At 72.2% G+C, this 16047-nt stretch carries 9 protein-coding genes; 8 read left to right on the top strand and 1 reads right to left on the bottom strand.

Going from position 1 to position 16047, the window contains the following annotated elements:
• Positions 1 to 6 precede the first annotated feature (6 nt).
• Genes ACWDSJ_RS02845 through ACWDSJ_RS02860 form a run of 4 tightly spaced genes read left to right on the top strand, consistent with a single transcriptional unit; the run spans position 7 to position 3845 of the window.
• Complete coding sequence (locus ACWDSJ_RS02845; protein WP_387357764.1) at positions 7 to 1014, top strand: SDR family oxidoreductase; 1008 nt, start codon at positions 7 to 9, stop codon at positions 1012 to 1014.
• Positions 1015 to 1016: 2 nt separating this feature from the next.
• Entirely contained in the window at positions 1017 to 1961 is a 945-nt protein-coding gene (locus tag ACWDSJ_RS02850; protein ID WP_450028949.1) for an SDR family NAD(P)-dependent oxidoreductase, read from the top strand.
• On the top strand, positions 1958 to 2827 hold the full coding sequence (locus ACWDSJ_RS02855) for a class I SAM-dependent methyltransferase (protein ID WP_450028950.1): 870 nt from the start codon (positions 1958 to 1960) through the stop codon (positions 2825 to 2827). The genes ACWDSJ_RS02850 and ACWDSJ_RS02855 overlap by 4 nt, the downstream gene beginning before the upstream one ends.
• A gap of 19 nt (positions 2828 to 2846) precedes the next feature.
• Entirely contained in the window at positions 2847 to 3845 is a 999-nt protein-coding gene (locus ACWDSJ_RS02860; protein ID WP_450028951.1) for a 3-oxoacyl-ACP synthase III family protein, read from the top strand.
• 11 nt (positions 3846 to 3856) lie between these two features.
• On the opposite strand, the gene ACWDSJ_RS02865 is transcribed toward ACWDSJ_RS02860, so the two are convergent.
• Positions 3857 to 4657 carry a MaoC/PaaZ C-terminal domain-containing protein gene (locus ACWDSJ_RS02865; RefSeq protein WP_450028952.1) on the bottom strand — a complete coding sequence of 267 codons (801 nt, stop codon included), beginning with the start codon at positions 4655 to 4657 and terminating at the stop codon, positions 3857 to 3859.
• Between the two features lie 59 nt (positions 4658 to 4716).
• Here ACWDSJ_RS02865 and ACWDSJ_RS02870 point away from each other — a divergent pair, with 59 nt between their 5' ends.
• From ACWDSJ_RS02870 to ACWDSJ_RS02885, 4 genes are read left to right on the top strand one after another with little or no spacing between them, the layout of a single operon-like run.
• Complete coding sequence (locus tag ACWDSJ_RS02870) at positions 4717 to 5916, top strand: acyl-CoA dehydrogenase family protein (protein ID WP_450028953.1); 1200 nt, start codon at positions 4717 to 4719, stop codon at positions 5914 to 5916.
• A gap of 14 nt (positions 5917 to 5930) precedes the next feature.
• On the top strand, positions 5931 to 7304 hold the full coding sequence (locus ACWDSJ_RS02875; RefSeq protein WP_450028954.1) for an NAD(P)/FAD-dependent oxidoreductase: 1374 nt from the start codon (positions 5931 to 5933) through the stop codon (positions 7302 to 7304).
• A 40-nt stretch (positions 7305 to 7344) separates the two neighbouring features.
• Complete coding sequence (locus ACWDSJ_RS02880) at positions 7345 to 12882, top strand: type I polyketide synthase (RefSeq protein ID WP_450028955.1); 5538 nt, start codon at positions 7345 to 7347, stop codon at positions 12880 to 12882.
• Positions 12883 to 12891: 9 nt separating this feature from the next.
• Positions 12892 to 16047, top strand: coding sequence for an alpha/beta fold hydrolase (locus ACWDSJ_RS02885; RefSeq protein ID WP_450029023.1), 3156 nt, complete (start codon positions 12892 to 12894; stop codon positions 16045 to 16047).

A 16047-nucleotide genomic window follows, 5' to 3' on the forward strand; every position in this document is an offset into this window, starting at 1 on the left:
ATCCTGGTGACCGGCCCGTCCGGGGTGATCGGCCGCGCGCTGGTCGCCGAGCTGGCCCACCATCACGTCACCGGACTGGTGCACTCCGACACCGAACTGCCCGAGGTGGCCGAGGTCGTGCACGGCGATCTGTCCCGGCCGTGGCTGGGACTGACCGAACAGCGCTGGCACGAACTGGCCGAACGCACCGACGTCGTCGTGCACTCCGGCGCGCTCACCACCTGGGGGCAGGACCGCGCCCGCTACCAGGACATCAATATCGACGGCACCGCGCGGGTGATCGACTTCGCCCGCCGCGCCGGGGCGCCCATCCACTATCTGAGCACCTGTTTCGTCCACGGCATCGAACGCACCGGGCTCGCGGGCGTCGCCGCGGACAATGTGGTGCGCCCGTACGTGTGGTCCAAACTCGAGGCGGAGAAGCTGCTCGCCGCGAGCGGGGTGCCGTACTCGATCTTCCGGCCCACCAACCTGGTCGGGGACTCGCGGACCGGGGCGTCGAGCCGCCGCCAGATCGTGCAGGTGATGTCGGAGTTCATCTGCCGGGGCAAGGCGCCGTACCTGCCCGCGCATCCGACCAATCTGCTCGACTTCGTGCCGCTCGACGTGACCGTCGAGGCGGTGGTGCGGGCGGTGGACGCCGACGACCTGCGTGGCCAGATCTATTGGCTCACTTATGGTTCGGAGGCCATGACGGTCCCCGAGGGCCGGGAGATCCTGATCGAGCACGCCGCCTCGCAGGGCCGCGATCTCGGGGAGCTGACCATCGTCGATCCCCGGCGGCCGCTGCCCGTGCCGCTGGCGGAGCTGCATCCGCTGACCCGGTCGTTCATCAAGGTGCTCATCGACGTCAGCGAGATGACCTTCGAGGCGGGCGGCATCCTGCCCACCTCGAAAACCGAACTGGGACAACGCCTCGGCGTCGAGTTCCCGTGCGACCGCGACGCCTACCGCAACAGCCTGAAGTTCTGGGCGAACGAATCCGCCTCCGCGACCGCGACGAAGGGGAGCTGACCATGACGACGAGCGGAAGCTGGCAACCACCGGATCTGTCCGGGCGGGTGGCCCTGGTGACGGGCGCGAGCCGCGGCGTGGGCCTGGGCGTGGCGCTGGCGCTGGGCGATTGCGGCGCGACGGTGTACGTCACCGGGCGCAGCACCCGCGACGGCGGCAGCACCGAGGGCATCCCGGGCACCGTCGACGACACCGCCGACCAGGTCACCGCGCGCGGCGGCAAGGGCATCGCGGTGCGCTGCGACCACACCGACGACGCCGACAACGCCGCGCTGTTCGACACGATCGCCGCCGGCACCGGCGGGCGGCTGGACCTGCTGGTGAACAACGCGTGGGCGGGCTACGAGCGGTTCAGCGAGGAGGCGCCGTTCCACGCGGCGTTCTGGAAGCAGCCGATGTGGCGCTACGACCTGTTCGCCGGATCGCTGCGCGGACAGTTCGCGGTGAGCCGCCTCGCCGCCCCGCTGCTGATGACCGCTCCCGCCGGGCTGATCGTGAACGTGTCGTTCACCGACGGCGAGGTCTACCTCGGCCAGACCCCGTACGACATCGCCAAATACGGCTCCGACCGGATGGTCGTCGGGATGGCCTACGACCTGCGCAAGACCGCGGTCACCGCGGTCGCGCTGCACCCGGGGTTCGTGCGCACCGAACGGGTCGCGGGCGCGTGGGATCTGGTCGGGGAGGGCCCGGCCCAGATCGCGCACTCCCCGGAGTACGTGGGCCGCGCGGTGGCGAGTCTGAGCGTCGATCCCGAGCTCGCCGACTACAGCGGACAGCGGCTGGCCGTGGGCGATCTGGCGACGAAATACGGATTCGACGACGTCGACGGGCGGCGGCCGCCACCGTTCCGGCTGGAGGGCTCCATCACCCTCGCGGCTCGGATGGAACGGCTCGGGCGGATCGCGCGCACCGGTCCGGCCCCGGCTCGCGGAGGTGCGAAATGACCACCGGCACAGACTATCTCGGGGCCTCCACGGAGGCCATCCAGCATCACTACGACGCGGGCAACGAGTTCTACCGGCTCTGGCTCGACCCGAGCATGACGTACTCGTGCGCGCTGTGGGAGGACGGCGACACCCTCGAACGCGCCCAGCAGCGCAAGCACGACTACCTCGCCGTCGGCGCGCACGCGCCCGGCGCGGAGCGCGTGCTCGATGTCGGCTTCGGCTGGGGCGCGATGGTGCGGCGGCTGCGCGACACCCACGACGTACGGCACATCACCGGATTGACCCTCAGCGCGGCGCAATTGGCGACCACCGCCGCGTGGGCCGACGAGCGCTGCGATCTGCGGCTGGAGAACTGGAACGCCCATCGCCCCGACGCGCCCTACGACGCCATCGTGTCGATCGGCGCGATGGAGCACTTCGCCAACCTCGGCATGAGCCGCGAGCGCAAGATCGACGCCTACCGGCAGTTCTTCACCCGCTGCCGGGAGTGGCTGGTCGAGGGCGGGCGGCTCGGGCTGCAAACCATTGTGCGCGGCCACAATACGAACGCCGACTGGTCGATCCAGCGCGAGATGATCCGGGTCAACCGGTGGATCTTCCCGGAGTCGGAGGTGCCGTGGTTCGCGGAGGTGTTCGCGGCCAGCGAGGGCCTGCTGGACGTGGTGAGCGTCCGCAACGACGCCCCGCACTACGCCCGCACCTGCGAGGTGTGGCTGGACCAGCTGCGCGCCCGCCGCGCCGAGGCCGTGGCCCTGGTCGGCGAGGAGACCGTCGAACGCTACGAACGCTATCTGCTGGTGTCGATCGAGGTGTTCCGGCGCAGGCACGCGGGCCTGGCCCGGATCATCTTCCAGCGCTGCTGATTTCGAGAACGGACGAGATATGCCCACAGGGATCCGAGACGTCGGCAGCTATCTGCCCGGCCCGCCCGTGCCGGCGACGTTCTTCTTCACCGAGGAAGAACTGGCCAGCCCGATCGCCAGCAATCCGCTGTTCAAGGCGCCCGCGACCCGTCATCACGTGAACGGCGAACGGGCCGCGGAGATGATCGCCGCCGCGGCGCGCCCGATGTTCGAGCGGCTGGGGACCGAACCGGAAGGGTCGGTGGATCTGCTGATCACCAATGTCATGCTGCCCGACCATCCGATCACCGGATCGGGCGCGGAGACCGCCGACCTGCTCGGCTGCCGCCCGCGGTGGATCATCGACCTGCACAACGGCGGCTGCGCGTCGTTCGGGTACATGCTGAAACTGGCCGACACCATGATCGCGAGCGGGGCGGCGCGCACGGCGCTGCTGTGCAATGTGCAGAACGGCGCGGGGCAGTTCTTCGCCCAGCCCAAGGTGCGCAAGAGCCCCTATGCGGCGGTCGCCGGGGACGGTTGCGGCGTCGCCTACCTGAGCGCGGGCGGCGGCTCGGAACTGTTGGGCGCCAGCGTGATCCACGCCCCGGAGTACGCGCGGGACCTGGGTCTGACCGGCACCCGCAAGTACTGGGCGCCGGGCACCGAGGAGCTCATGGTGAGCTTCCCGCAGGACAAGCTCGGCGACATCATCGCGCGCGGGAACCGGCTGGTGCCCGAGGCGGTGACCGATGTGTGCAAGCAGATCGGGGTGGCCACCGAGGACATCGACGTGCTGATCACCAATCAGCCCAACAAGATGTTCCTGGCGAACTGGCGTCAGGCCCTCGGCGTGCCCGAGGAGCGGCACATCGACTCCTTCGAGGAGTTCGGCAACCTGTACACCGCCGGGGTGCCGGTGACCTTCGATCGCGCGCTGCGCGCGGGCGCGGTGTCCGACGGCGATCTGGTGGTGTTCGCCGGATTCGCGCACGCCGGGGACATGGCCTCCGCGGCCGCCGTCCGGTGGTGCGGATGACCCCGGGCGCGTCAGCCGATCGGGCGGTCGAGGGTGAGGTAGGTGTCGCGCAGCACCCGGCGGCCGTGCTGCCGCGCGGTGACGGCCACCAGCGCCGGGTCCCCGGTGCGGTGCACCGTCACCGCCAGCGCCGCGCCGGGCAGCACCGGAAGCGCGAAACGTGTTCGGGAGCCGACGAATTCGCCGTCCACCCCGGCGTCGGTGAGGATGCGCCGCGCCGCCGCCCACACGATCGCGTAGGTGGCCATGCCGTGCAGCACCACGCCCGGCAGCCCGGCCGCGCGCGCGACGGCCGGATCGAGGTGGATCGGATTGCGGTCGCCGGTGGCGTCGGCGTAGCGGGCGGCCAGTTCGGCGGGCAACGCGATCTCGAAATCGCCCAGGGCCGCGCCGATCTCGGGTCGCGGCGGCCGGGACGCGGCCCGATGCACCCGGGGCAGGTCGGGCATGAGCACGGTGGCGTGGCCGACGGTGTCGGCGATCCACACCTCCAGCACGAGCGCGGGCGCCGGTCCGACATCGACGAGCGCGCCGATGCGCGCGCGGATCCCGACGGTCTCGCCGATCCGCGGCGCGGCCCCGAGCCGCACGGTCTGCTCGGCGTGCACGAGCGTGGGACCCGGGCGGCCGAGGTGGCGGGCGCGCAGTTCCTCCAGGGCGGGACCGGCGAGCGCGCCGACCGCGAACAACGGCGGCACCCCGCCGTCGGCGCCGAGGTCGGCTTGCAGGGTGGCCGCGGCGTAGGCGCGGACCTGCCCGGCGGTCACCGTGGCCGTGGTCGCGACGAACGGAGTCGGCGTATCGAATTCCATACCTGTTACCCCAGCGCATCTTTCGGACGTGTCCCGACCATGGTGAACGAGGAGACCCGGTGACATCAACAGCTCAAACCAATTCCACGACAACGGATTTCGATTCGGTCCGCAAGGCGGTGCGGGCGGCGGTCCCCGCCCTGCGCACCAACGGCGTGCAGGCCGAGGCCGAGCGGCGGCTGCCCGAGGCGACCCTGCGACTGCTCGAGGAGGCCGGGGTGTTCCGGGCCGCGGTGCCCGAACGGTTCGGCGGGCTGAATCTGCCGGTCGCCCAGATCGCCCAGCTCCTCGCCGAGATCGGCCGCGGCTGCGGCTCCGCGGCGTGGGTCGCGAACTCCGCGACCGCGGGCGCCTACCTGGCCGGGCTGCTGCCGGACCGCGCGCAGGAGGAGGTGTTCGCCGACACCGACACCCGCTTCTCCATCAGCGTCGCGCCGACGAGCATGTTCACCGAGGCCGACGGCGGCGGCTACAAGCTCAACGGGGCGTGCCCGTTCGCGTCCGGATGCCGCGGCGCGGATTGGAGTTTCATCCCCGGCGCGCTGCAACGCGCCGACGGCAGCTGGGGGCAGCTGCTGGCCGCGGTGCCCACCGCGCAGCTCATGATCGTCGACGACTGGCAGGTCAGCGCGGCCGCGGGCACCGGCAGCGCGACGATCACCGCCGCCGATGTGTTCGTGCCCGAACATCGGGTGATCACCATCGAGCAGATGCTCTTCGGCGGCGACCCCAGCCGCGCCAACGCCGCCGCGCCCGGCCGCGGGTACTCGTTCATGAGCCTGGTGCTGATCGAGGCCGCCGCCGCCATCGTCGGCACCGCCCGCGGCGCCTACGATCTGCTGCTCGAACGCGTGCCGGGCAAGGCCGTCACCTACACCACCTGGTTCGATCAGGCCCAGTATCCGATCACGCAGGTCCAGATCGGCACCGCCGCAAGCAGACTCGCCGCCGCCGAGGGGCTGGTGGAGCGGTGCGCGGCGCTGTTGCAGGAGCGCGCCGACGCGGGCGTGGAGCCGACCGTGGACGAGAAGCTGGCCATCCGCGGCCACACCGGATTCGCGGTGCGGCTCGCGCGCGAGGTGGTCGACGAGTTGTACACCGCCGCGGGTGGTTCGGTGATCCGCACCAGCAACCACTTCCAGCGCTTCCACCGCGATGTGCTGGCGTTCGCCAATCACGGACTGGTGCAGCCGGGCATCGGCGCGGAGGCGTACGGCCGCAGCCTGCTCGGGCTCGAGCCCACCACCCCGCTGCTCTGAGGAAGGGACATCCGATGACCGACATCGCACCGGCTCCCACCGGCACCGCGGTGAAGCACGAGATCTATTGGCGCGAAACCGAATCCGTGACCCCCGGCCCGCCGCTGCGGGAGGACCTCCGCTGCGATGTCTGCATCGTCGGCGGCGGCTACACCGCGCTGTGGACCGCGCACTTCCTGAAGAAGGCCGATCCGCGGCTCGAGATCGTCATCGTGGAGGAGGACTACGCCGGGGCGGGCGCGTCGGGGCACAACGACGGATTCGTCACCCCCACCATCGGGCACAGCCTCGGCGCGCTAGTGCACCGGTTCGGCACCGAACGCGCCAAACTCGCCTACGCGGCGGTGGGCAAGTCGATCCTCGAGCTGAACCGGTTCTGCGCCAAACAGGGCATCGACGCGGAATTCGAATCCGCGGGCTACTACCAGGTGGCGTCGAACCCCGATCAGATCCGGCTGCTGGAACGCGACCTCGAACTGGCCGCGCGGCTGGGCGCGCAATCGGGCCTGGACCTGCTCGACCGCACCCGGGCGCGGGACCGGATCGGCTCGCCCGCCATCGAGGCGGCGGTGAAAGTCGGTGGCGCGCTGATCAATCCGCACCGGCTGGCGCGCGGGCTGTTCCGCGTGGTGACCGCGCTGCCGGGGGTCTCGCTCTACGAGCAGACCCGGGCGCTGGCGGTGGAGCCGGTCGCGGGCGGGCATGTGGTGCGCACCCCGCAGGCGGATGTGACCGCGACCAAGGTGCTGTACGCGACCAACGCCTACCAGCATCAGTTCGCCGAGTTCCGCCGCAAGGTGGTGCCGGTGTGGAGCTACGCCGCGGTGACCCGCCCGCTGACCGACGACGAGCTGGGCGCGGTGCACTGGCCGGAGCGGGAGGGCTTCGTGGAGGCGGGCAACTTCATCGTCTTCGGCCGGCTCACCGCCGGGAACCGGCTGCTGTTCGGCGGCGGGCGCGCGCACTACCGGTTCCGCCGCGACATGGACGTGCCCCGCAATATCGACAACCCGGACGCCAGCGAGGCGCTGCACGCGGTGCTGCGCCGGTATTTCCCGATGTGGCAGCACGTGCCGTTCACCCACACCTACGGCGGCTGCGTGGCCATCACCCGCGAGGTCGTCCCGCACGTGGGCGCGCTGGGCGACGGCCGGTTCTACGCGCACGGCTTCTGCGGCAACGGGATCGCGCTCACCCACACCACCGGCAAGGTGCTGCGGGATCTGATCCTGGGCCGCGACACCTCCTACAGCAATCTGCTGTTCGTGCACGGCAAGGAGAAGCCGTTCCCGCCGGAACCGCTGGCGTTCCTGGGCGCGGGGGCGCTGTCGTCGGTGCTGGCCGCGCAGGACCGCCACCCGCGGCTGATCCGCAGGCAGATCGTCTGAGCGACCCCGCGGCCGCGACCTCTCATCGAAGGGCACGAGGATGAACGACTCGCCGGAAACCACCACGCCGACTTCGGATTTCGCGCGCCGCGTCGCCGCGGCGGCCCCGAACGACCGGTTCGGGGTGTGCCTGGATCTGGTGCTCACCGAGACGGCGGCGCTGCTGGGCTGCCCGCCACACGAGGTGTCGCCGGACCGCGCCTACCGCGACTACGGCTACAACTCGCTGGCCGGGCTGGCGCTCACGGAGAACCTGAAGGCGTCCTCCGGCATCGATCTGCCGCTGACCATGCTGTTCGATCAGCCGAATCCGAGCGCGGTCGCGCGGTATCTGCTCGAATGCACCGGGTTGGCCGAGCCGGTCGCCGAAACGCCCGCGCCGCAACCGGTTCCGGCCGCTGGAGGCGACGACGACGACCGGATCGCGGTGGTCGGGATGGCGTGCCGGTATCCCGGCGGGGTGACCTCGCCGGAGGGGCTGTGGGAGCTGGTGGCCGCGGGCGGCGACGCGATCGGCGAATTCCCCCGGGATCGGGGCTGGGATCCGGACGCGCTCTACCATCCCGATCCCGCGCATCCGGGGACGAGTTCGTCGCGGTCGGGCGGCTTCCTGCCCGACGTGGCGGACTTCGACCCGCAGTTCTTCGGCATCAGCCCGCACGACGCGATCGCGATGGATCCGCAGCAGCGGCTGTTGCTGGAGGGCACCTGGGCGCTGTGCGAGGACGCCGGAATCGACCCACAGGCGTTGCGCGGCAGCCCGATCGGGGTGTTCCTCGGCGTGTGCGGCAGCGACTACGCCTATCTCACCCGGCCCGCGTCGGCGGGTCTGGAGGGCCGGTGGGGGCTGGGCCAGATGAGCAGCGTCGCCTCCGGGCGGGTGGCCTACACCTTCGGGTTCACCGGGCCCGCGCTCACCGTCGACACCGCGTGCTCGTCGTCGCTGGTGTCGGTGCATCTGGCCATGCAGTCGCTGCGGCGCGGGGAGAGCGCGCTGGCCATCGCGGGCGGGGTGCAGGTGCTGGCCACGCCGAGCCTGTTCATCGAGTTCTCCCGGCAGCGCGGGCTGGCGCCGGACGGGCGGTGCAAATCCTTCGCCGACGCCGCCGACGGCACCGGCTTCTCCGAGGGCATGGGCCTGCTGCTGCTGGAACGGGTGGGCGACGCGCGCCGCAACGGGCACGAGATCCACGCGATCCTGCGCGGCTCGGCGATCAATTCCGACGGCGCGAGCAATGGCCTCACCGCGCCCAACGGCCCCGCGCAGGAACGGGTTATCACGGCGGCGCTCGCGGACGCCGGACTGGGCGCGGGGGACGTCGACGCGGTGGAGGCGCACGGCACCGGGACGATGCTGGGCGACCCCATCGAGGCCAACGCCATCCTGGCGACCTACGGGCGGGGCCGGTCCGCCGAGCGACCGCTGTGGCTGGGCTCGATCAAATCGAATATCGGGCACACCCAAGGCGCGGCCGGGGCCAGCGGACTCATCAAGACCGTGATGGCGTTGCGGCACAACACGCTTCCCCGCACGTTGCACGTCGACCGGCCCAGCCGCGCGGTCGACTGGAACGCCGGGGCGGTGGCGCTGCTGACCGAGGCGCGGCCCTGGCCCGCCGATCCGCGACGCCCACGGCGCGCGGGGATCTCGGGCTTCGGGGTGAGCGGCACCAACGCGCACGTCATCGTGGAGGAGGCCCCGGCCGTCGACGCACCGACACCTCCCGACCGTTCGGACGATGGCCCGCTGCTCTGGGCCTTGTCGGCCCGCACGCCCACGGCTCTCGCGAAACAGGCTCGGCGGCTGGGGGAGTGGCTGGAGTCGCGGCCCGAGCATCCCCTCGACATCGCCCACAGCCTCGCCACGACGCGCGCCCAGCTCGAGTATCGCGCCGCGGTGATCGGTTCCGGCACAGCGGAATTGCGGGCCGGACTGGCGGCGCTCGCCGAGGGACGCGGGGGCGGGTCGGTGGTGTCCGAGCGGATCCGGTTGGACGGGCGCTCGTCGGCGGCGCTCATGTTCCCCGGTCAGGGCGCGCAGTACGTGGGCATGGGAACCGAACTGGCGCAACGGTTCCCGGTGTACGCGGCGGCCTACGAGCGGGTGTGCGCGGAACTCGACCGGCATCTGGACCGGCCCCTCGCCGAGATCGTGGCGGGAGAGAAGGAACTGCTCGATCGGACCGGGTACACCCAGGCCGCGTTGTTCGCGGTGGAGGTGGCGCTGTACCGGCTGCTCGAATCCTTCGGCGTGCGACCGGCGTACCTCATCGGGCATTCGATCGGCGAGCTGGTGGCCGCGCATGTGGCCGACGTGCTCGATCTGGACGACGCCTGCCGTCTCGTCGCCACCCGCGCGCGGTTGATGCAGGCGTTGCCGAGCGGCGGGGCGATGATCGCGCTGGAGGCGACCGAGGCGGAGGTGTCCGCGGATCTGAGCGGCCGGGTGGCGTTGGCCGCGGTGAACGGCCCCGCGGCGGTCGTCGTCTCCGGCTCCGAGGCCGAGGTCACCGCCGTCGGCGAGCGCTGGGCCGCGCGCGGGCGGCGCGTCAAACGGCTCACCGTCAGCCACGCCTTCCACTCGCCGCTGCTGGAACCCATGCTGACCGACTTCGCGGAGGTCGCCGCGACGGTGACCCCGCGCGCACCCCGAATCCCGGTGGTGGCCAATGTGACCGGCGCGCCCGCCGACGATTTCGGCACCGCCGACTACTGGGTGCGGCACGTGCGCGGCACCGTGCGGTTCGGCGACGGCATCGCCTGGCTCGCCGACGCGGGCGTCGACACCTTCCTCGAGGTCGGCCCCGGCGGGGCGCTGTCGGTGCTGGCCCGCGAGGGCCTGGCCGAGATCGGCCACACCGCTCTGGTCCTGCCCACCCTGCGCGCCCGCCGCCCGGAGGCCGCGACCGTGCTGACGACGGTGAGCCGCGCGCACGCCACCGGACTGCCCGTCGATCTCGCCGCGACCCTCCCGCCGGGCGGCCGCCGGGTGCCGCTGCCGACGTATCCCTTCGAGCACCAACGGTTCTGGGTCGATCCCCGCCCCGAGGCCCCGGCCACGCGCGGCGTCACCGCCACCCCGCATCCCCTGTTCGAGGGCGCGGTGGAATTGCCAGACGGCGAACACCTGTTCCTGGGCAACTGGTCGGTCGCCGAGCACCCGTGGCTGGCCGATCACACCGTCTTCGGCACGGTCGTCGTCGCGGGCGCGGCGCTGGTGGAGATCGCCGCGCACCTGGGTCGGCTGCTGGGCTTCCCGGTCGTGGAGGAGCTGACTTCCGAAGCGCCGCTGTGGATTCCGCCCGACGCGGCGGTGGCGGTCCAGGTGCGCGTCCGCGTGATCGACACGACGCACCGGTCGCTGACGGTGCACACCGACGCGGGCGACGGCTGGCGACGGCACGCCTCGGCGACGGTGCGGGCCGACGACGCGCGGCGGGAGTCGCCGACGGCGAATGGTGTTGTCCGGCAGGGCGAGACGTTCGCGGTGCCTCCGGAGGCGGAGGAGGTGGACATCAGGGGGCTGTACGCGCGGCTGGCCGAGCGGGGGCTCGGGTACGGGCCGAGTTTCCAGCGGCTGCGGCAGGTGTGGCGGCACGAGGAGGAGGTGTACGCGCGGCTCGAACCGGAGCCCGGCGGCGAACTCCTCGTGCATCCGGGCACCGTGGACGCCGCCTTCCACGCGGCGTTCCTGGCCCGCTCCGACGACGAGACGGCGTGGCTGCCGTTCGTATGGTCGGGCGTGCGGCTCGCGGCCGGATCGCCGGAGACGCTGACGGTTCGGTTGTCGGCGGCGGGGCAGGACGCGGTGGGCATGACCGCGGTCGACGAGTCCGGGGCCGTCGTGATGTCGGTGGACGCGGTGATCGCGCGCCCGGTGTCGGTGGCGCAGCTCGCGGCGGCGCGGGAACCGGACGCGCTGTACGGGCTGGTGTGGGAGGCGGTCGAGGACGCCGTCACCGGTGCCGTTCCGCCGGTGGCCCTGGTGGCGGACGCGGAGGCCCTGCCGACGGATGTGGGCGTGGTGCTCGTGGATATCGGTGCGGGGCTTCCGGAACCGAGCGTGGATGTGCCGGGTGAGACCGGCGAGCTCGCCGCCCGCGCCCTGCGTTTGATCCAGGAGTGGTTGTCCGACAGCGTGTTCGGGTCGTCGCGGCTGGTGTTCGTGACGCGGGGCGCGGTCGCCGTCGGCGCGGGGGATGCGGTCGATCCGCGGGCGGCGGCGGTCTGGGGGCTGGTGCGCAGCGCGCAGAACGAGCACCCCGGGCGGTTCGGTCTCGCGGATGTGACGGGGGCGATCGACATCGAGGGCGTCGGGCGGGTCGTGGGATCGGGGATCGACCAGTTCGCCGTGCGCGGGGCGACGGTGTTCGTGCCGCGCGTGCGGCCCGTGCGAGGATCGGGCGAGTCGTCGCCGTGGCGCGGGCTCGACGGCCGGGTGCTCATTACCGGCGGAACCAGCGGGCTGGGCGCGACGGTGGCCGAACACCTTGTGGCACAGGGGGTTCGGCGGTTGACCCTGGTGAGCAGGCGCGGTTCGAGGGCGGACGGGGTGACCGAGCTCGTGGGGAGGCTGACCGGGAGCGGGGCCGACGTGGACGTCGTGGCCTGCGATGTGGCCGACCGGGATCGGGTCACCGAGTTGATCGCCGATATCCGGGCCGGGGACGGGCTCGCGGCGGTGGTGCACGCGGCGGGGGTGCTGGACGACGGGGTGGTCGAGGAGCTGACCGGTGACCGGCTCGCCCGCGTGCTGCGGCCGAAGGTCGACGCCGCCTGGCATCTGCACGAGGCGACGGCCGATCTGGATCTGACGGCGTTCGTGCTGTTCTCCTCGGCCGCCGGTGTGCTCGGCGCGCCCGGACAGGCGAATTACGCCGCCGCCAACGCGTTTCTGGACGCGCTGGCGATCGCGCGGCGGCGGCAGGGACTGGCCGCGGTGTCCATGGCATGGGGACTGTGGGCGCAACCCAGCGGGATGACCGGGGAGCTGTCCGCCGCCGACAAGGCGCGGCTCGCCGCGACCGGCGTCCTGGAACTGGACCGCACCGACGGCCTGCGGCTGTTCGACGCCACCGCGCGGTCGACCAACCCCGTGGTCGTCCCGATCCGGCTGGACCTCGCCGCACTGCGCACACCCCGAGTCGCGGTGCCGCCCATCCTGTCCGGGCTCGTACCGCGCGACGAGTCCGCACCCACCGCGGGCGCCCTCGCGACCCGGCTGGCGGAACTCCCACGCGCCGAACGCCTTTCGGAGCTGCTGCGCCTGGTATGCACCGAGGTCGCCACCGTGCTTCGCTACCCGTCACCGGACGCGGTCGATCCCGAACGAGCCTTCACCGACCTGGGATTCGACTCCCTCGCCGCCGTCGAACTACGCAACCGCCTCAACTTCGAAGCCGCCCTGACCATCCCGGCCACCGTCGTCTTCGACCACCCCACCCCCGAGGCCATCGCCCACTACCTCGACGCCCGCCTCTTCCCGGCGCCCCCCGACCCCGACCCGACCGACCCCGCCGACGAATTGGACAGCATGGACGCCGAGGCGCTCGTGCGGCTGGCGCTGGCGGAGGACTGAGCGAAGGAGCTGACCGTCATGGCCGTCGACACCGAGGAACTGGTTCGCGCGCTGCGGGCCTCGATGAAGGAGAACGCGCGGCTGCGCGCCGACGCCGAGCGCGGCGGCGAACCGATCGCGGTGGTCGGCATGGCGTGCCGGTATCCGGGCGGGGTACGGACCCCGCGACAGTTGTGGGAGCTGGTCGCCGACGGCCGCGACGCCATCGCGGAATTCCCCGGCGACCGCGGCTGGGATCTGGCGGCCCTCTATCACCCCGACCCCGGGCATCGCGGCACCTCCTACGTCCGGCACGGCGGATTCCTCGACGGGGTGGCCGATTTCGATCCGCAGTTCTTCGGGATCAGCCCCCGCGAGGCGCCCGCCATGGACCCGCAGCAGCGGCTGCTGCTGGAGGGGACGTGGGAGCTGTGCGAGCACGCCGGGATCGACCCGAACTCGTTGCGCGGCAGCCGAACCGGGGTATTCGCGGGCCTGATGTATCAGGATTACACCTGGCTGGCCGCCAAGCACGCGGACGCGCTGCTGGGCCGGTGGGGGATGGGCATGTTGAGCAGCGTCGCGTCCGGCCGGGTCGCGTACGTCTTCGGGTTCACCGGACCGGCCCTGACCATCGACACCGCCTGTTCGTCGTCGCTGGTGGCGACGCATCTGGCCATGCAGTCGCTGCGGCGCGGGGAGACCGATCTGGCGGTGGCCGGGGGCGTCACCGTCATGTCGACGCCGACGGTGTACGTGGAGTTCAGCAGACAGCGGGCGCTCGCCCCCGACGGCCGCTGCAAATCCTTCGCCGCCTCCGCCGACGGCACCGGCTGGTCGGAGGGCATGGGGCTGGTGCTGCTCGAGCGGGTGAGCGACGCGCGGCGCAACGGACACGAGATCTTCGCGGTCCTACGCGGTTCGGCGGTCAACTCCGACGGGGCCAGCAACGGCCTCACCGCGCCCAACGGCCCCGCGCAGGAACGGGTCATCCGGGCCGCGCTCGCCGACGCGGGCCTGCGCCCCGGCGATATCGACGCGGTCGAGGCGCACGGCACCGGGACCACCCTCGGCGACCCGATCGAGGCCAACGCGCTGCTCGGCGTGTACGGCCGGGACCGGCCGGGGGATCGGCCGTTGTGGCTCGGGTCGATCAAATCCAATATCGGGCACACGCAGGGGGCGGCGGGCGCCAGCGGGCTCATCAAGACGATCATGGCCCTGCGACACCAGGTTCTGGCGCGCACCCTGCACGTCGACGAGCCGAGCCCCGAAATCGACTGGTCCACAGGAGCTTTGGCGCTGCTCACCGACGAACGGGCGTGGCCCGCCCGCCCGGACCGGGCCCGCCGCGCGGCGGTGTCGGCGTTCGGGGTGAGCGGCACCAACGCGCACCTCGTCGTGGAGGAGGCTCCGGCCGCGCCCGAGATCACGCGTCCGGGCCCCGAACCCGGTGCGCCCCTTCTGTTTCCATTGTCGGCGCGCACCGCGCGGGCGTTGGCGGCTCAGGCGCGCGCCTTGTCGGACCATCTCGCCTCCATTCCCGGTAACCGTACGGTTGACCTCGCCCACGCGCTGGCCACCACTCGCGCGCACCTCGAACACCGGGCCGCGCTGGTGGCGTCGTCGGTGTCCGAACTCCGCGCGGCGCTGGACACCCTCGCCACGCAGCCGGTTCCGGTACGGGCCGAGTACGGGAACGGGATCGCGCGCGGGGCGGGTACCAAGGGTGGGCATCGGGTCGCCTTCGTCATCAGTCCGGGAGGCGACTGGCGGCGGGCCGCCGGTGTTCTGCGTTCGGCATCACCGGTTTTCGCCGATCGCTTCGATGAATGCGCTCGCGCGCTGCGTGCCGCGGGAGGCGCCGATCCCTCGGTGGCGGGACCCGCCGCCGAGGAGGGATTGTTCGCCCTGGTCGTCGCGGCCGCCGCGATGTGGGCGGAGCGCCTTCCCGGAGCCCACCCTGTGCTCGCGGCGGGCTCGGGGGTGATCGCCGCTCGGGTCATCGACGGAACGCTGTCGATCGCGGAGGGCGCGCGCGAGATCGCCACCGGGTCAACGCGATTCGAGGCCCCGGCGGCTGCCGATATCTCGGCATTGGCGACGGCGGGCTATCGGACGTTCCTCGAACTCGGCGCGGAGGAGGCCCCGACCGTGCGTGCCCTGGACGGCGTCGAGGGCGCCGTGGTGATCGGGCACGCGGATCCGGCTCTCGCCATCGCGGCGGCCTACGCGGCCGGGGCTCGGGTCGACTGGACGGCAGAGTATCCGCCGGGGCCGACCTATCATCGAATCGAATTGCCGGGCTACGCGTTTCAGCGGCGTCGGTTCTGGCTGGACGCGGACGGGCCCCGGGTGACCCGCCCCGAGACACGGGCCGGGCAGACCTTGGGCGCGTTGGTGCGGCGCGCCGATGTGGCGGGCGATCTCGTCGGCGCGGCGACCATGCTGGCGGCGGCCGCGCGATACCGGCCCACGTTCGATTCGACGGCCGGGATCGCGCACGGAACCGCGGCCACGCTCGTGTGCGAGGGACAGACGCCGATCGTGGTGTGCGTGCCCTCGTTTCTGGCGGGGTCGGGGCCGCATCAATTCGTCCGGCTGGCAACGCATTTCGGGCGGCGACCGCGGGCGTTCGCGCTGACCCTGCCCGGGTTCGGGGCCGCGGCGGCGTTGCCGTCGTCGTGGCAGGTGGCGATCGAGGCAGTGGCCGAGACGGTCGGGGCGGCCTGCGGGGACGCGCCGTACGTGCTGCTGGGCCATTCCATCGGGGGAGTGCTGGCGCATTCGGTGGCCGAACAGCTCGACCGCGCCGGGCGGCCGCCGCGTGGACTCGTCCTGATCGACACCTTCGACCCGGAACCGGGCGGGCGGCAGGACACCTTCGGCTGGGCCATGCATCACATCCTCGCGCGCGATCCCGAGGGCGTGGTGGTCACCGACGCCAACCTGCTCGCCATGGCGAACTATCTACGGCTGTTCGAGGAGTGGAAACCCGCGACGGTGAACGTCCCGACCCTGGCCGTACGCGCCGCCGCGACGACGGATTCGGCCGCGCCGCAACGTCATTGGGAGGTTGCGGACCGGAGCGTCGATGTCGCCGCCGACCACTTCTCGATCCTGGAGGACCACGCGCCGCTCGCCGCCGGAGCCATCGAACCCTGGCTGCGAACCCTGGAGAGGTGA

The sequence above is a fragment of the Nocardia sp. NPDC003482 genome (assembly GCF_053588115.1).